The sequence below is a fragment of the Variovorax sp. HJSM1_2 genome (genome assembly GCF_049316285.1).
Classification (GTDB): domain Bacteria; phylum Pseudomonadota; class Gammaproteobacteria; order Burkholderiales; family Burkholderiaceae_C; genus Rhodoferax_B.
This window is the reverse complement of sequence record NZ_JBMOXA010000040.1, coordinates 18,405-33,484: the sequence shown is the minus strand read 5'-3', so window position 1 is coordinate 33,484 and position 15,080 is coordinate 18,405. Positions and strand designations below refer to the sequence as shown.

The 15,080-nt window shown below is 63.4% G+C and carries 17 protein-coding genes and 1 pseudogene; 12 read left to right on the top strand and 6 right to left on the bottom strand.

What is annotated here, in order from left to right; translation table 11 throughout:
- A pseudogene (locus ACFQ95_RS24655) lies at nucleotides 1–197 on the bottom strand (bifunctional folylpolyglutamate synthase/dihydrofolate synthase); the annotation flags it as partial.
- Nucleotides 198–252: 55 nt separating this feature from the next.
- Here ACFQ95_RS24655 and ACFQ95_RS24650 point away from each other — a divergent pair.
- From ACFQ95_RS24650 to ACFQ95_RS24620, 7 genes are all read left to right on the top strand, one after another.
- Nucleotides 253–597: an ArsC family reductase gene (locus ACFQ95_RS24650; protein ID WP_422835388.1), complete on the top strand. Its 345-nt coding sequence runs from the start codon at nucleotides 253–255 to the stop codon at nucleotides 595–597.
- A 57-nt stretch (nucleotides 598–654) separates the two neighbouring features.
- A complete protein-coding gene (locus ACFQ95_RS24645) occupies nucleotides 655–1,287 on the top strand; it encodes a hypothetical protein (protein WP_422835386.1) in 633 nt (210 codons plus the stop codon).
- 67 nt (nucleotides 1,288–1,354) lie between these two features.
- A complete protein-coding gene (locus ACFQ95_RS24640; RefSeq protein WP_422835384.1) occupies nucleotides 1,355–1,672 on the top strand; it encodes a pyrimidine/purine nucleoside phosphorylase in 318 nt (105 codons plus the stop codon).
- A gap of 30 nt (nucleotides 1,673–1,702) precedes the next feature.
- Complete coding sequence (argG, locus tag ACFQ95_RS24635) at nucleotides 1,703–3,043, top strand: argininosuccinate synthase (RefSeq protein WP_422835382.1); 1,341 nt, start codon at nucleotides 1,703–1,705, stop codon at nucleotides 3,041–3,043.
- Between the two features lie 119 nt (nucleotides 3,044–3,162).
- On the top strand, nucleotides 3,163–3,726 hold the full coding sequence (locus ACFQ95_RS24630) for an MOSC domain-containing protein (protein ID WP_422835380.1): 564 nt from the start codon (nucleotides 3,163–3,165) through the stop codon (nucleotides 3,724–3,726).
- Between the two features lie 12 nt (nucleotides 3,727–3,738).
- Nucleotides 3,739–4,356 carry a molybdopterin-dependent oxidoreductase gene (locus ACFQ95_RS24625; protein ID WP_422835379.1) on the top strand — a complete coding sequence of 206 codons (618 nt, stop codon included), beginning with the start codon at nucleotides 3,739–3,741 and terminating at the stop codon, nucleotides 4,354–4,356.
- Between the two features lie 25 nt (nucleotides 4,357–4,381).
- Nucleotides 4,382–5,107, top strand: a complete 726-nt coding sequence (locus ACFQ95_RS24620) for an FAD-binding oxidoreductase (protein WP_422835377.1) — start codon at nucleotides 4,382–4,384, stop codon at nucleotides 5,105–5,107.
- Nucleotides 5,108–5,119: 12 nt separating this feature from the next.
- On the opposite strand, the gene murB is transcribed toward ACFQ95_RS24620, so the two are convergent.
- Entirely contained in the window at nucleotides 5,120–6,160 is a 1,041-nt protein-coding gene (murB, locus tag ACFQ95_RS24615) for a UDP-N-acetylmuramate dehydrogenase (protein WP_422835375.1), read from the bottom strand.
- Between the two features lie 123 nt (nucleotides 6,161–6,283).
- On the opposite strand from murB, the gene ACFQ95_RS24610 reads away from it, so the two are divergent.
- The 3 genes from ACFQ95_RS24610 (at nucleotide 6,284) to ACFQ95_RS24600 (ending at nucleotide 8,562) form a co-directional block, all read left to right on the top strand.
- A complete protein-coding gene (locus ACFQ95_RS24610; RefSeq protein WP_422835373.1) occupies nucleotides 6,284–6,769 on the top strand; it encodes a YajQ family cyclic di-GMP-binding protein in 486 nt (161 codons plus the stop codon).
- 25 nt (nucleotides 6,770–6,794) lie between these two features.
- Nucleotides 6,795–7,448 (top strand): retropepsin-like aspartic protease family protein, encoded by a 654-nt coding sequence (locus ACFQ95_RS24605; protein ID WP_422835372.1) that lies wholly within the window; start codon nucleotides 6,795–6,797, stop codon nucleotides 7,446–7,448.
- Between the two features lie 142 nt (nucleotides 7,449–7,590).
- The gene (locus tag ACFQ95_RS24600; RefSeq protein WP_422835371.1) at nucleotides 7,591–8,562 is read left to right on the top strand and encodes an HD-GYP domain-containing protein; all 972 of its coding nucleotides are present in this window, start codon (nucleotides 7,591–7,593) and stop codon (nucleotides 8,560–8,562) included.
- Nucleotides 8,563–8,585: 23 nt separating this feature from the next.
- Here the strand turns inward: ACFQ95_RS24600 and plsY are convergent, their stop codons facing one another.
- The 3 genes from plsY to ACFQ95_RS24585 all read right to left on the bottom strand — a co-directional run bounded on the left by plsY (nucleotide 8,586) and on the right by ACFQ95_RS24585 (nucleotide 11,217).
- Entirely contained in the window at nucleotides 8,586–9,227 is a 642-nt protein-coding gene (plsY, locus tag ACFQ95_RS24595; RefSeq protein WP_422835369.1) for a glycerol-3-phosphate 1-O-acyltransferase PlsY, read from the bottom strand.
- Nucleotides 9,228–9,370: 143 nt separating this feature from the next.
- On the bottom strand, nucleotides 9,371–10,294 hold the full coding sequence (locus tag ACFQ95_RS24590) for an aldose 1-epimerase (protein ID WP_422835368.1): 924 nt from the start codon (nucleotides 10,292–10,294) through the stop codon (nucleotides 9,371–9,373).
- Nucleotides 10,291–11,217, bottom strand: coding sequence for an SMP-30/gluconolactonase/LRE family protein (locus tag ACFQ95_RS24585; protein WP_422835395.1), 927 nt, complete (start codon nucleotides 11,215–11,217; stop codon nucleotides 10,291–10,293). Before ACFQ95_RS24585 ends, ACFQ95_RS24590 begins: the two co-directional genes overlap by 4 nt.
- Nucleotides 11,218–11,415: 198 nt before the next feature.
- Here ACFQ95_RS24585 and ACFQ95_RS24580 point away from each other — a divergent pair, with 198 nt between their 5' ends.
- Nucleotides 11,416–12,186: an SDR family NAD(P)-dependent oxidoreductase gene (locus tag ACFQ95_RS24580; protein ID WP_422835366.1), complete on the top strand. Its 771-nt coding sequence runs from the start codon at nucleotides 11,416–11,418 to the stop codon at nucleotides 12,184–12,186.
- On the opposite strand, the gene ACFQ95_RS24575 is transcribed toward ACFQ95_RS24580, so the two are convergent.
- On the bottom strand, nucleotides 12,187–13,146 hold the full coding sequence (locus ACFQ95_RS24575) for a LysR family transcriptional regulator (RefSeq protein ID WP_422835365.1): 960 nt from the start codon (nucleotides 13,144–13,146) through the stop codon (nucleotides 12,187–12,189).
- Nucleotides 13,147–13,558: 412 nt separating this feature from the next.
- Here ACFQ95_RS24575 and ACFQ95_RS24570 point away from each other — a divergent pair, with 412 nt between their 5' ends.
- Nucleotides 13,559–15,031, top strand: coding sequence for an aldehyde dehydrogenase family protein (locus ACFQ95_RS24570; RefSeq protein ID WP_422835393.1), 1,473 nt, complete (start codon nucleotides 13,559–13,561; stop codon nucleotides 15,029–15,031).
- Nucleotides 15,032–15,080: the final 49 nt, after the last annotated feature.

Below are 15,080 nucleotides of genomic sequence, written 5' to 3'. Positions count from 1 at the left end.
TAGCCCGACTGGATCAGCACCGCTTCCAGCATGGCGCAGGTGGAGCCCTTGCCATTGGTGCCGGCCACGGTGATCACCGGGCAGGAAAAAGCCAGGTTCATACGTTCGGCCACGGCGCGCACACGCTCCAGGCCCATGTCTATGTTCTTGGCGTGCAGCTGCTCGCAGTGGGCGAGCCAGTCGTTAAGGGTTTGCATCTAGGTATTGTCGCAAACTCAAACCTGCGAACGGGGCTCTGGTCATAATTACCCCATGACCATCCTCTACGGCATCCCCAACTGCGACACGGTTAAAAAAGCCCGTGTCTGGCTCGACACCCAAGCCCACGCCTATACCTTCCACGACTTCAAAAAGGCGGGCGTGCCCGACGCCGAGGTCGACAAGTGGATCGCCGCGCTAGGCTGGGAAAAACTCGTCAACCGCAAAGGCACGACCTGGCGCAAGCTCGACCCGGCGACACAGGCTGCCGTGGTCGACGCCGCCAGCGCCAAGGCCCTGATGCTGGCCCAGCCCAGCGTGATTAAACGCCCGGTGGTGGATTGGGGTCAGAAATTCACGGTGGGCTTTACACCCGAGGACTGGAGCAGCCTGGCCTGATCTGCGGCATCATGGCGCCGGTCTGTCCATTCCTACTCCAACACTTAAAGGCCCATCATGATGTTCAACCGCCGCCAGGCTTCCATGCTTGTGGGGGCCGTTCTGGCCGCCACGCTTTCCACCACGTTTGCCCAAGCTCCGGCCGCCCCTGCTGCGCCAGTGCGTATCCGTGGCGCCATCGAAAAGATTGAGCCCGGCAGCATCACCGTGCGTGACCGCAGTGGCGAGGTGGTCACGCTCGCCGTGCCCGCCAGCACCACCATTGCCGAAGTCCTGCCCATGCAGTTGGCCGACATCCAGGCCGGCAGCTTCATCGGCAGTGGTGCCATGCCCCAGCCCGATGGCACGTTGAGGGCCATTCAGGTGGTGGTGTTCCCCGAGGCCATGCGCGGCACCGGCGAAGGCCACCGCAACTGGGATGCGGTGCCGCAGAGCACCATGACCAATGCCACCGTGGACCAGGTGGTCGTGGCGAGCGGACCGGCCGGTCGCACCCTGAAGCTCAAATACAAGGACGGCGAGAAAACCCTGGTGGTGCCACCGGATGTGCCGGTGGTGACCTTGAAACCGGCCGATGCCTCGCTTTTGGTTGTGGGCGCCAAGCTCAGCGTCACCGCCGTCATGAAGGACGGCACACCCACCGCCACCCGCATCACCGCCGGACGCAATGGCTTTGCGCCGCCGATGTAATTACGCAGTCTAAAATCGCAGGCTGTCCCAACCTCTCTGCGCAAACCACGGGTTTGCGGCCAGCCTCATGACCACTGCAAAATTTGACGGCGTAACCGTCTCCACCACGGCCAGCGTCTATTTCGATGGCAAATGCGTCAGCCACGGCATCACCTTTGCCGACGGCACCAAGAAGTCTGTTGGCGTGGTGTTGCCCGCCACCCTGACCTTCAACACCGGCGCGCCCGAAATCATGGAATGCACGGCCGGCAGCTGCGAATACAAGCTGGCTGGCAGCGACGCCTGGGTGCGCTCGCAAGCGGGTGAATCGTTCAGCATTCCCGGCAACTCGAAGTTTGACATTCGCGTCACCGAGCCCTACCACTACATCTGCCACTTCGGTTAAGCCCCCGGGCTGACCACATCGGAATCCATCATGGCCACCATTCTGCAAAACGTACCCACCGGCCAAAAGGTCGGCATCGCCTTCTCTGGCGGCCTGGACACCAGCGCCGCTCTGCACTGGATGAAGCTCAAGGGCGCCCTGCCCTACGCCTACACCGCCAACCTGGGCCAGCCCGACGAGCCCGACTACGACGAGATCCCGCGTAAGGCCATGCAATACGGCGCCGAAAAAGCGCGCCTGATCGACTGCCGCAGCCAGCTCGCCGCTGAAGGCATTGCCGCGCTGCAAGCCGGCGCCTTCCACATCAGCACCGGCGGCATCACCTACTTCAACACCACGCCACTGGGCCGCGCCGTCACCGGCACCATGCTGGTGGCCGCCATGAAAGACGACGACGTCCACATCTGGGGCGACGGCAGCACCTTCAAGGGCAACGACATCGAGCGTTTCTACCGCTACGGCCTGTTGACCAACCCCGCACTGCGCATCTACAAGCCCTGGCTTGACCAACTGTTCATCGACGAACTCGGCGGCCGCGCCGAAATGTCGGCGTTCATGACGCAAGCCGGCTTTGGCTACAAGATGAGTGCCGAGAAGGCCTACAGCACCGACTCCAACATGCTGGGCGCCACCCACGAAGCCAAGGACCTGGAGTTCCTGAACAGCGGCATCCGCATCGTCAACCCCATCATGGGCGTGGCGTTCTGGAAGGAAGACGTGGCCGTGAAGGCCGAAGAAGTCAGCGTGCGCTTTGAAGAAGGCCAACCCGTCGCACTCAACGGCAAAACCTTCGCCAACAGCGTAGAGCTGATCATGGAAGCCAACCGCATCGGCGGCCGCCATGGCCTGGGCATGAGCGACCAGATCGAAAACCGCATCATCGAAGCCAAGAGCCGCGGCATCTACGAAGCGCCCGGCCTGGCGCTGTTGTTTGCCGCTTACGAGCGCCTGGTGACCGGCATCCACAACGAAGACACCATCGAGCAATACCGCGACAACGGCCGCAAACTCGGCCGCCTGCTGTACCAGGGCCGCTGGTTCGACCCGCAAGCCATCATGCTGCGCGAAACCGCACAACGCTGGGTGGCCAGCGCCATCACCGGTGAAGTCACATTCGAACTGCGCCGTGGCAACGACTACTCCATCCTCAACACCGAAAGCCCCAACCTCACCTACGCGCCCGAGCGCCTGAGCATGGAAAAGGTCGAAGACGCGCCATTCTCGCCACTCGACCGCATCGGCCAACTGACCATGCGCAACCTCGACATCACCGATACCCGTGCCAAGCTGGGCGTCTACGCGCGCAGCGGCCTGCTGTCGCTGGGCGGCGAAGCGGCACTGGCGCAAATCGGCAACAAAGCCAGCAAGTAAGCCCACGCAGCATTCAGCGGCAACACCTGCACCGACCCGGCCCTCTGCGAAAGCGGGGCCGGGTTTTTTCATGCGCGCGGGCATACTTGGATTTTCCGGATTCACGCTTGAGCCAAGCCATGCCTGATTTGCGCACCCTCACCGCCCAACACCCGCGCCAAGGGCGGGTCGAAGCCATCATCCTGCGCCCTGCCAAAGGGGCACCGGCCCAAACGGTGCCGCAGGTGGAGGCGCGGCCCGGCTACGGCCTGCAGGGCGATCACCGCGCGGCACGTGAGCGCCTGGCCGAGACGGCGCGCTTGCGCGAGATCACACTCATCCAGGCGGAACATTTGGCCACCGTGGCAGCGTGGTGCGGACGCACGTCCATAGCCGCCACGCTGCTGCGGCGCAACCTGGTGGTCTCGGGCTGGAACCTGCTGGCCATGCGCTCGCCGTTTGCCGACAGGCCCCTGGTCTGGCACATTGGCGCCGAGGTGCTGATCAGCATCACCGGCCCGTGTGACCCGTGCTCGCGTATGGAACAACTGCTGGGGCCGGGCGGCTACAACGCATTGCGTGGCCACGGCGGCGTGACGGCGCGCATCTTGCGTGGTGGGCGCATCCAGGCTGGCGATGTGATTGGCTTGGCCGATGAGCCCACCCAAATGATGGCCAAAGCGCAGCCGGACTTGTTTACCTAAAAGGAGTCAGCCATGGCGACCAGAGGATTCGGCGCAACCCGGCGCGGTGGCCTCAGTGCCACCTTGGGCGCGCGACTGCCGCGCGGCCAGTCGCTGACCGATGACTTTCCGGTGCTGTCCGCCGGGCCCACGCCGCACGTCGAAGTGGCCAACTGGAAGTTCACGCTCAAGGTCGGCCCGCGCCCGGTGAAGGTGTGGAACTGGGCCGAGTTCAACGCCCTGCCGCAAACCCGCGTGGTGGCCGACATCCATTGCGTCACCACCTGGTCTAAGTTCGACACCGGCTGGCAAGGTGTGACGGTGGACGATCTGCTGGCCGCCGCCGGATTTGCCGGTGCGCCCACGCCCTTCAGCCTGGCGCATGCTTATGACGACTATTCGACCAATGTGGACAGCGCCGACATGCTGGGCGGCAAAGCCATGGTCGCCACCCACTATGACGGGGCGCCGCTGCAGGCCGAACACGGCGGCCCGGCGCGGCTGCTGGTGCCCCACCTGTACTTTTGGAAGTCGGCCAAATGGGTCAGCGGCTTGCAGTTTCTGCAGCGTGAAGAGCTTGGTTTTTGGGAGCTGCGTGGCTACCACCGGCGCGGCGATCCTTTTCTGCAGCAGCGTTATAGCGATGACTGAACGCTGGCCGAGTGAAGCCTAAACAATGCCGCTTTGGACACCCGCCAGCGTCGAGTCAACCGAACGCCTGAGCCCACGCATCGTGCACATCCGCTTGCGGCCACAGACCTGGCGCCAGCCGCGCGCGGGCCAACACGTGGACGTGCGCCTCACCGCTGAAGACGGTTATCAAGCGCAGCGCAGCTACTCCTTGCTGTCGCCACCCGAGCTTGAAAGTTTCTACGACCTGGCGATTGAGCGGCTCGACGACGGCGAAGTTTCGCCCTACTTCTTTGACGTGGCCCAACCCGGCGATGAAGTGGAAGTGCTGGGCCCGGTAGGCGGCCATTTCGTCTGGCCCACGGACCAGGTGCGACCCGTGCTGCTGGTGGGCGGTGGTTCAGGTGTGGTGCCGTTGCTGTCGATGGCGCAGCACCGCACGGCTTTGCGCGACCCACAGCCGCCGATGACATTGGTCTACGCCGCGCGCGAGATGGCAGAGCTCATTCTGTGGCCCGCCTTACAAGCGCTGGAGCAGCAGAGCGGATTCACCACGCGCCTGGTGTTGTCGCGCGCCAGCACGGCGCCACGCCCGCAAGACAAGGTAGGGCGCATCGATGCGGCGTACCTGGCCAGCGTTTTGCAGCCCTTGGGGCAATCGCCCCTGGTCTACGTCTGCGGCAGCAACGGTTTTGTGGAAACCGTGGTCCAAGCTTTGCTGGCCCTGGGTGTGCCGCCGGCCGACATCCGCACCGAACGTTTCGGCGGCTAGTTCATCAGCAAATCAAATGACCACGGGCTCCGGCTCCAGCCGAATGCCAAAACGTTCGTAGACGCTGGTCTGGATGGCGCGCGCCAGCGTCACCACCTCGCCGCCGGTCACACCGCCACGGTTGACCAGCACCAGCGCCTGTTTGTCGTAGACGCCGGCGTTGCCTATGGACTTGCCCTTCCAGCCGCAGGCGTCTATGAGCCAGCCCGCCGCCAGCTTGATGCTGCCGTCGGCCATGGGGTAGTGCACGATGCGCGGTTCACGCGCAATGATGTCGGCGCACTGCTCGGGGCTGACCGTGGGGTTCTTGAAGAAGCTGCCGGCGTTGCCTATGACCGCAGGATCGGGCAGCTTGCTGCGCCGGATCTCGCAAATCCACTCATAAATGTGTAGTGGTGTAGGCACATCCACATTGCGCTCCTGCCGTTTTCTCTCTAAATCGAGGTAACCCATCTCGGGCTTCCAGGGTTTGGGCAGGCGCAGGCGCACGCGCGTGATCAGGGCGCGGCCAGACAAGCCAAAGTCGCCGGGCTGGGCGGCCAGGTGTTTAAACACCGAGTCGCGGTAACCAAAAGCGCATTGCGCCGCATCCAGCGTGAAGCTCTGGCCGGTGCTCAGATCCACCGCGTCTAGCGATTCAAAACGGTCTTGCAGTTCAACTCCATAGGCGCCGATGTTCTGCACCGGTGCCGCGCCCACGGTGCCCGGAATCAGCGCCATGTTTTCCAGGCCGGGATAGCCCTGCGCCAGCGTCCATTGCACCAGGCCGTGCCAGCTTTCGCCGCCACCGGCCTCCACGATCCAGGCCTTGTCGGTCTCGGCCAGCAGGCGTTTGCCCATGACTTCGACCTTGAGCACCACCGGACGCACGTCGCCGGTCAGCACCACGTTGCTGCCGCCGCCGAGCACAAATTTAGGCTGCGGCCCCAGCACCGGGTCGGCGCAGAGCTGCGCCAGGTCGGCCTCGCTGGTGATGCGCACCAAGGTTTGCGCCTTGGCCACGATGCCAAAGGTGTTGTAGTCGCGCAGCGGGGCATTTTTCTCGATTAACATGGCCGGATTGTCGCACCGGGTCTGGTGTTTTCCCGCCCCGTTGCCCGGCTGGCCTGTCGCAGCCCTCCCCCCCACTGGCAGCCGCCCCGACAGGCCCGGGCTGCCCCTAGAGAGTCCACCAAGATGCCTTCTTTTGATACTGTTTGCGAAGCCGATCTGGTCGAAGTCAAAAACGCCGTCGAAAACACCACCAAAGAGATTTCCACCCGCTTCGACTTCAAAGGCACTTCGGCCGCCATTGAACTCAAGGACAAGGAAATCACCTTGATCGGCGACGCCGATTTTCAGCTCACGCAGATCGAAGATGTGCTGACCAACAAACTGACCAAACGCGGCGTCGACGTGAAGTTTCTCGACAAGGGCGACGTGCAGAAAATCGGCGGCGACAAGGTCAAGCAAGTCATCAAGGTGCGCAACGGCATCGAGTCCGACGCCGCCAAGAAGATCCAAAAGGCCATCAAGGACAGCAAGATGAAAGTGCAGGCCGCCATCCAGGGTGATGCCGTGCGCGTCACCGGCGCCAAGCGCGACGACCTGCAAGCCGCGATGGCGCTGATCCGCAAAGAGATGAGCGACCTGCCGCTGAGTTTCAACAACTTCCGCGACTAAGCCAGCGGACCACGGCATACGCCTCATGCGCCAAAACCGCTGCCTCCCCGGCATCGCTCTGGGCTTGCTGCTGGGCGCGGGCAGTTTGGCGCAAGCCCAGAGCGTGGTGCTCTCGGGCATGCTGGGCAACAAGGCGCTGCTGGTCGTCGATGGCGCTGCCCCCAAAACGGTGGCGCCCGGTGAAACCTACAAAGGTGTGAAGGTGGTCGCCACGCGCAGCGATGCGGCCGACCTCGAATTCGCCGGCAAACGCCTGACGCTGCGCATAGGCGACACACCTGTGCAAATGGCCGGCAGCAGCCAGGGCGGCGCCACCCGCGTCGTGCTCACGGCGGACAGCCGCGGCCACTTCTTCAGCCAGGGTGCGATCAATGGCAACACCACCCAGTTCATGGTGGATACCGGTGCCTCCGTTGTCGCCATGAGCCAAGCCGAGGCCGAGCGCCTGGGCGTGAACTACAAGAACGGCCAGCCCGTGCAAATGAGCACCGCCAATGGCGTGACGCAAGGCTGGCGCATTCGGCTGGCGACGGTGCGTGTGGGCGACGTGCAGCTGTACGATGTGGAAGCCGTGGTCACCCCCGCCGCCATGCCGTTTGTGCTGCTGGGCAACAGCGTGCTGACACGTTTTCAAATGAACCGGACCAACGACCAAATGGTGCTTGAGCGCCGCTACTGAAGCCGCCGGGCTGTGGCCGCATGTGCGTTTCGCTACATTTTTGCGGCCCGCAGGGGCCACACAATCTGCTAGATTCGGTCACTCGCCCAAGCAAATATTGAAGATCAGAAGTACGCCCAGTCGTTCAATGCAACCCACCACCTTGCCGCACCCTCAAAGCGCAGATTACGAAGACTTGCTCAGCCTGTGGGCTGACCTTGAATCGGGTCTGGCCATGGTGCTTGGCAACCCGATGAACATCCCCGCCTTCGTGCACAAGCTGCGCCAGTACGACCGCTGGATGCAAGACCTGCTGCGCCAGGATACCGACACCGCGCTCTACCTGCTGTTCCAACTGGCCACCAATGCCTCCATGGGTTACAGCGCGCTGCATGCCCTGATCTGTGCGGTGTTGTGCGACCTGACCGCCCAGGAGCTGGACCTGCCGCGCAGCGAACGCGACAGCCTGGTGTTTGCCGCCATGACGATGAACATCGCCATGACGCAGTTGCAAAACGACCTGGCCGCGCAAAACGACAAACCCACACCCCAGCAGGCCGCCAGCATACAGGCGCATGCGTATTCCGGGCGTTTGTTGCTGATCGATGTCGGAGTGCACGACAGCGTGTGGATCGAGGTCGTGGCCAACCACCACGGCGCCAGCCCTGCGGAAGGGGAATTCGAGCAGTGGTCGGTGGTGGAGCGCCTGTCGCACATTCTGCGCACCGTGGACCGCTACGCCGCCATGGTCAGCCCGCGCAAAACACGCTCAGGCCGTAGTGCCATCGAATCGGCCCGGACCATCATGATGCAAACCGGCGAGCCACACGACCCCGTGGGTTTTGCGCTGGTGCGTGCCACCGGCCTGTGCCCGCCCGGCACCTATGTGCGGCTGGACAATGGCGAGACCGCCGTGGTCTTGCGCCGTAGCAAAAAACCCAACCACCCGCTGGTGGCGATTGTGCTCAACCGCAGCGGCGAAGTGCTGAACACCCCACGCCTGCACCGCACCGCAACCAGTGGTCCGCTGGTGCTGGCGGCCTTGACACAGGAAGCGGTCAAGGTGCGCATCAACCACCAGAACCTGCTGCGCCTGGGCATACAGGCCGACCGGCCAGCCAACGCGGCGGCCTGATCATCGCCCCCGTGACGGGCCGCCTATTTGCTGGCGGCCGTCTTAGCTTTACCCAGGCGTGATTCCTTGCCCTGCAGCAAACGGTTGATGTTTTCGCGGTGGCGGTAGATCAGCAGCAGCGACATCGCGACCATTGCGATCAAGATCGATTTGTCCAGGTACCAGAACGCGCCCGCCACCAGCACATAAAACACCGGTGCAAACACGGCGGCGACCAAGGAAGCCAGCGACGAATAGCGGAAAAACACTGCAATGATCAGCCAGGTGACGATGGTTCCCAGGCCCAGCAACCAGTGAATGCCAAGCAACACACCCAGTGCTGTGGCCACACCCTTGCCGCCCTGGAAGCGGAAATACGCCGGGTACAAATGCCCTAGAAAAGCGGCCAGCCCGACCAAAGCGACCGTGCCCTCGCCCAAACCAAAAGGCTCACCAAACCAGCGCACCAGCACCACCGGCAACCAGCCCTTGAACGCATCCAGCAACAGGGTCACGATGGCCGCCGCCTTGCTGCCCGAACGCAACACATTGGTGGCGCCCGGGTTTTTGCTGCCGTAGGTGCGCGGGTCGTTCAACCCCATGCATTTGCTCACGATGACCGCGAATGACAACGACCCGATGAGATACGCCAGCAGAGTGGCCAAAAGAGGGTAAATAGTTTGCAAGTGAGGGCTCCTGAATGGCCGTCATTCTGCCAGCAGCCGCAACCCTGTCGTGCGTGCACGTGGCCCTAGGTGACATCACCACCTGGGACGGTGATTTTTCCGCCAGCCCAAGCGCCGGCGCCCCTGACCCCAAGCGTCTGCGATCAAGCGTATTCGCGCCAACGCCACTGCACGGCCAGCGTCAAGCTTTCCCCTTGGGCCAGGACCTTCAGCCCCGGCCGGCCCGGCTGGTGAAAAGCATTGATGGGATGGGTGATGGGCTCGAAACAAAACGCCGGCCCCTGCGGCGGGCGGTAGATCAGGCAGTGGTGCCGCGCCACACCACCATCGGCCACAAAGTTAGGCATGCTGGCACTTAGTTGCAGACCATGTTCCGGCCAGGTGATGGTGGCCTGGCCACCCCAGCCGCTGTAGCCGTTGTCGATCAACCGGCCCTGCGGATCGACGGCTTCCAGCCCGGCATTCAAATCCCAACTCTGCGGAAAACTTGTGCTGTAGCCCGTGGGAATCGGGTCGGCACCGCTGAGCCACACACCTTGCACCGGCGCCTGCACATGCGTGTACGGCGTGCGCGGAAACCACGGATGCAGGCCCAGGCCGTAGGGCAGGCTGTCGGGGCCCAAATGGCGCACCGTCACCGATTGATCCAACCCTCCGGGCAACAAGCGAAAGGTCTGCGTCGCGTGGTAGTGGTACGGCGCGCCGTTGAAATGCTGCGACTCCAGCGTCATCACCAGTGTGTCGGGCGCGGTCTGTGCATGTTCCCAGGCTTGCAGCCAGCCGTCGCCGTGGATGGGATAAGCCTCGCCCATGCGATTCGGCTGCATGGCGTGGAACTGGCCGTTGTGTTCAAAACCACCGCGGCTGATGCGGTTGGACCAGGGCACCATGGCAAACGACGCCATCTGGTACAGGTCTTCCACTGCGCCGCCCCAGGGGCGCCACAGGTCAAACCGGTCGCCGCCGCTGCTGCGCTCACATTGCCAAGCGGCCACACTGCCGCCGAGTGTCGGTACCAGCGCCAGATGCTGGCCTGCATGGCGCAGCCATACCAAGTTGTGGCTCATACCTCGGTACTCCCGTCAGTACTCCCGGCCCTCGAGGCCGATCCAAACGTATTTGCGGCTACGCCGGGGCTGTCGATCTCCACCGCAAACAAGGCGCCCGCCAAGGGCTCGGCGGCGAGTTGCGCGGCGCTCAAGCCCACAGCGGCACTGGTGATGTAGAGCGTGCGCAAATCGGCGCCGCCAAACGCACAACTGGTGATTTGGCTCGCGGGCAGTGTGATGCGGCACAACTCTTCTGCCGTTTCCGGGTGGTGCGCGGTCACGCAACCGGCGCCCCAATGGGCGATCCACAAACGGCCGGCCGCGTCGGTGGTCATGCCGTCGGGCAGACCGTCACCCTCGGCAAAGGTGTGCCAGAGGCGGCGGTGCGCCAGGGCGCCGGTGGCGCTGTCAAAGTCGTAAGCGTAGATACGGCCTTGCACGGTGTCGTTGGCGTACAGCGTGCGCTGGTCGGCCGACCACGTGGGGCCGTTGGTCACCACCCAGCCTTTGTCGTGCTGGCTGCATTGGCCGTCGGGGTCGAAGCGGTACAAGGCGCCGCTCGGAGCAAGGCAGGCAAAGTCCATGGTGCCGCCCCAGAAGCGGCCGGCGGCATCACACTTGCCGTCGTTGAAGCGGTTGCTCACGGGTTCGCTGGGCGGGCAATGGCTGTACAGCGGCAGGGCATCCGTTTGTGTGGGGTCGAAGCTGGCAAAGCCCCGGCGCAGCGTCAGCAACAAACCCGGACCGTCGCGGCATTCGGCCACCGCAGACACTTCTTCGTCTAAGGTCCAGCTTTGCAGACCACCATCAACCGGGTTGTAGCGGTGCAATTGCCGGCCCAGGATATCGACCCACCACAACTGCTGCAGACGCGGCGACCAACACGCGCCCTCGCCAAGTTGCGCCTGTGCGTCCACCAGGCAGCGCACCGCGCCGCACATACTGGGCGCTGTGTAGATCGGGTGCTGTGGCAAGTTTTGTCTCCGTTTAAAACGTTGTTCGGCAGCAGGTCACAACGTGGACATTGACGTACCACGCCGACCTGAGGCATATTGATAACTGAATTAGATAAACATCATATTCATCAATATGCAATTTGCAATATCAAAAACCCAAGGACAAACTCAAGGAGACAGCGCTTGAACCCCGGAACAACCAATTACCCCAGCCTGAAAGGCCGCTCGGTTTTCGTCACGGGCGGGGGCAGCGGCATTGGCGCGGCCATCGTCAGCAGCTTTGCCGCGCAGGGCGCCCGCGTGGCTTTTATCGACATTGCCGAAGAACCCAGCCGCCGCCTGGCCCAGGACATCGCCGAGGCCGGCCACAGCGCTCCCTGGTGGCGCGTGTGTGATGTGCGCGATGTGGCCGCACTACAAACCGCTGTGACCGATGCAGCCGCCGCACTCGGCGATTTCGCCGTGCTGGTGAACAACGTGGCCAGCGACGACAGGCACACGCTGGAATCGGTCACGCCCGCCTACTACGAAGAACGCATGGCCATCAATGAGCGCCCGGCGTTCTTCGCCATCCAGGCCGCCGTGCCAGGCATGAAGCGCCTGGGCTTTGGCTCCATCGTGAATCTGGGCTCGACCGGCTGGCAGGGCAAAGGCAGCGGCTACCCGTGTTATTCGGTCGCCAAGTCGTCGGTGAACGGGCTCACGCGTGGCCTGGCCAAGTCGCTGGGGCAAGACCGCATCCGCATCAACACCGTCTCGCCCGGCTGGGTGATGACCGAGCGGCAGATTGCGCTGTGGCTCGATGCCGAGGGCGAAAAAGAACTCGCGCGCAACCAGTGCCTGCCCGACAAACTCAAGCCGCAGGACATTGCCAACATGGTGTTGTTTTTAGCGGCCGACGATGGCGCCATGTGCACGGCGCACGAGTTCACGGTCGATGCCGGCTGGGTTTAATTAGACCGCCTCCAGCCTGCGCCCATAAACCGCCAGGCTCTGCGTGCGCAGGGCCTGCATCAACAGCTTGGCGCCGGGCGACGGCAGGCGGTCGGTGCGGGTGATGAGCCCAAAGTCGTCCATGTTGCACGGCATCTCCAGCGGCAGGATGGACAGGATGCCGTGGGCCGCGTAGTAGTTGGCCACCTCGGTGGCGATCACACACAACATGTCGCTCTTTTGCAGCATGCGGGTGATGAACAGTACTGCCGCCGTCTCTATCACATTGATGGGCGGCACCAGGCCCGCCTCGGTGAACATCAAATCGAAACGGTGGCGCAGCACGCTGCCCGCAGGCGGCACGATCCAACCCGTGTTGACCACGTCGCGCAGGCCCAGGCCGTTCACCGACATCAGCGGATGCCCGGGCCGCGCCACCGCACACACCGGCTCACCGGTCAGCGGCTCGTAGCGCAGGTTGGATTTATCGTGCTCTTCAAATAGCCGAGCCACGATCACGTCGAGCCGGCCTTCGCGCAGCCGGTCCAGCAAGACCGGGCTGGTTTCGATGTCCAGCGAGACCCGCAGATTGGGCTGGTCTTGCTTCAGCGCGGCGATGGCGGCCGGCAACAGCGCCAGGCCGGGCGAGGTGATGGCGCCCACGCCGACCTGGCCAAACCGCCCCGCTTTCAGCGCCGACAACTCGTCGTGTGCCTGGTTCAAACTGGCCAAGGCCTCGCGTGCGTGGCGAATCATGCACTCGCCATACCAGGTGGGCCGCATGCCACGCGGCAGACGCTCAAAGAGCTGCACCTCCAGCACCTCCTCCAAATCCTTCAGCAGCTTGGAGGCCGCGGGCTGCGTCATGTTCAGCACCTGTGCGGCGCGGTGGATATTGCCCTCTTCGGCCAGCGCCACGATCAACAGCAGTTGGCGGGTTTTGAGCCGGGCGCGGATAAACCAATGGGTATAGGTGGACATGGTGCAGCAGTCGGTGAAACAAGGGATTTCCAGAATCCCTCGATTGATATCAATATTGATCGAAATTTGATTGGAATGATATCTTTTTGATTCCTAGAATCCAACCCACGTTAAGAATTTGTTCACAATCTCCCTAGGGCCGCGTTGCGGTGCAATCGGGATGAGTTGACTGTCAGAGACCGCCGCATAGGCTCTCTGCCCATGCAAGGGCTATGGCAGGCAAAGCGCCCGATTTCACCCCAACCCGGAGGGCTGGCACCTTCTCGGGCGCCCTGCGTCGTTACAAAACCAGCCAAGGCAGGAGCCTTGGCTTGGGTTTTACGCCTAGCAGTGCATCCCGATAAGGTGCCTGCGCGGCCCTGGGGAGATCGTGAACAGGTTCTCAGAATCCTTTCATGATGCCGGAGACAAGGTGAAGCTAGACGGCGTTCAACGCGACATCCGCAACTACATCAATGGCCGCTGGGAAACCGGCGCCACCATAGGCATCAGCGAGAACCCGTCTGATCCGCGTGAGATCGTTGCCGAGTACGCCCGCGCCGACCGGCACCAGACCCAGCAAGCCGTGCGTGCTGCCGCCGACGCCTTCGCCCCCTGGAGCCGCACCGACCCGCAACGCCGTGCCGACGCACTCGACCAGATTGGCAGCGAACTGCTGGCCCGCAAAGAGGAACTCGGTATGCTGCTGGCCCGCGAAGAAGGCAAAACCCTGCCCGAAGCCGTCGCCGAAGTGGTGCATGCGGGACAGATCTTCAAGTTCTTTGCCGGTGAAGCCGTGCGCTCGGCGGGCGAGGTCTTTCCCGCCGCACGCCCGGGTGTGCAGGTCGATGTGAACCGCGAGCCCGTGGGTGTGGTCGCCTTGATGGCTTCGTGGTGTTTCCCCTTCGCCGTGCCCGCCTCGAAGATTGCCCCCGCCCTGGCCTATGGCAACAGCGTGGTGTTCAAGCCCGCCGAACTGGTGCCCGCCTGTGGCTGGGCCTTGGCCGACATCATCAGCCGCGCCGGCCTGCCCGCAGGTGTGTTCAACCTGGTGATGGGCGGCGACCGCGAAGTCGGCCAGACCCTGATCGACAGTCCGGCCCTGGACGGCCTGAGCTTCACGGGCACCGAGGCCGAGGCCGAGCGCATTCTGCGTGCCACCGGCCAACGCCACACCAGGCTGCAACTAGAGACCTTGGGCAAGAACCCGCTGGTGGTCCTGGCCGATGCGGATCTGGACCATGCCGTGGAATGCGCCGTGCGCAGCGCCTATTTCGCCACCGGCCAACGCTGCAGCGCGTCGAACCGCCTCATCGTCGAAGCCGCAGTACACGATGTTTTTGTCGGGCGCCTGCAAAAACGCCTGGCGGGCCTGCACATAGGCCACGCGCTCTCACCCGGCATAGACATAGGCCCCGTGATCGACCGGCGCCAGCTCAAGCGCGACCTCGACAGCGTGCAACAGGCCAAGGCCGAAGGCGCGCAACACGTGTTTGGCGGGGAGCATCTGGAACGCCCTACCCCTGGCCACTTCATGAGCCCTGCGCTGTTTCTGGCCCAACCGGAACAACGCATCGCCCGCGAAAACGTTTTTGGTCCTATTGCCTGCGTGTTGCGCGCCGAAGATGCCGACCATGCGCTGGCCTTGGCCAACGACCCACCCTACGGCCTGTGCATGGGCGTGTGCACCCGCTCCTTGCAGCAAGCGGCGCACTTCCGCAGGCACGCGCGTGCCGATACCGTCCTGGTCAACATGCCCACGGCCGATGCCGACCTGCAAATGCTGTGTGGCACACGCCGCAGCAACCACCGTGGGCTGCGCAGCCACGGCCATGCCCGGCACGGCGCGCACAACGCCGCCGAGTTCTACACCACCGTGAAAACGGCCTACACCATGACCCACTAATACACCGCTACACAACTCCAAACTTTTCCCTGCTCCCGCTTTTCATTTC

Excerpts from the sequence above, each read along its gene's own strand:
- ACFQ95_RS24625 (WP_422835379.1), top strand. The coding sequence starts at position 3,739 with ATGGCGACCAGAGGATTCGGCGCAACCCGGCGCGGTGGCCTCAGTGCC.
- ACFQ95_RS24575 (WP_422835365.1), bottom strand. The coding sequence starts at position 13,146 with ATGTCCACCTATACCCATTGGTTTATCCGCGCCCGGCTCAAAACCCGC.
- ACFQ95_RS24605 (WP_422835372.1), top strand. The coding sequence starts at position 6,795 with ATGCGCCAAAACCGCTGCCTCCCCGGCATCGCTCTGGGCTTGCTGCTG.
- ACFQ95_RS24650 (WP_422835388.1), top strand. The coding sequence starts at position 253 with ATGACCATCCTCTACGGCATCCCCAACTGCGACACGGTTAAAAAAGCC.
- ACFQ95_RS24620 (WP_422835377.1), top strand. The coding sequence starts at position 4,382 with ATGCCGCTTTGGACACCCGCCAGCGTCGAGTCAACCGAACGCCTGAGC.
- ACFQ95_RS24630 (WP_422835380.1), top strand. The coding sequence starts at position 3,163 with ATGCCTGATTTGCGCACCCTCACCGCCCAACACCCGCGCCAAGGGCGG.
- ACFQ95_RS24610 (WP_422835373.1), top strand. The coding sequence starts at position 6,284 with ATGCCTTCTTTTGATACTGTTTGCGAAGCCGATCTGGTCGAAGTCAAA.
- ACFQ95_RS24590 (WP_422835368.1), bottom strand. The coding sequence starts at position 10,294 with ATGAGCCACAACTTGGTATGGCTGCGCCATGCAGGCCAGCATCTGGCG.
- ACFQ95_RS24640 (WP_422835384.1), top strand. The coding sequence starts at position 1,355 with ATGACCACTGCAAAATTTGACGGCGTAACCGTCTCCACCACGGCCAGC.
- ACFQ95_RS24585 (WP_422835395.1), bottom strand. The coding sequence starts at position 11,217 with ATGTGCGGCGCGGTGCGCTGCCTGGTGGACGCACAGGCGCAACTTGGC.
- ACFQ95_RS24645 (WP_422835386.1), top strand. The coding sequence starts at position 655 with ATGATGTTCAACCGCCGCCAGGCTTCCATGCTTGTGGGGGCCGTTCTG.
- argG (WP_422835382.1), top strand. The coding sequence starts at position 1,703 with ATGGCCACCATTCTGCAAAACGTACCCACCGGCCAAAAGGTCGGCATC.
- murB (WP_422835375.1), bottom strand. The coding sequence starts at position 6,160 with ATGTTAATCGAGAAAAATGCCCCGCTGCGCGACTACAACACCTTTGGC.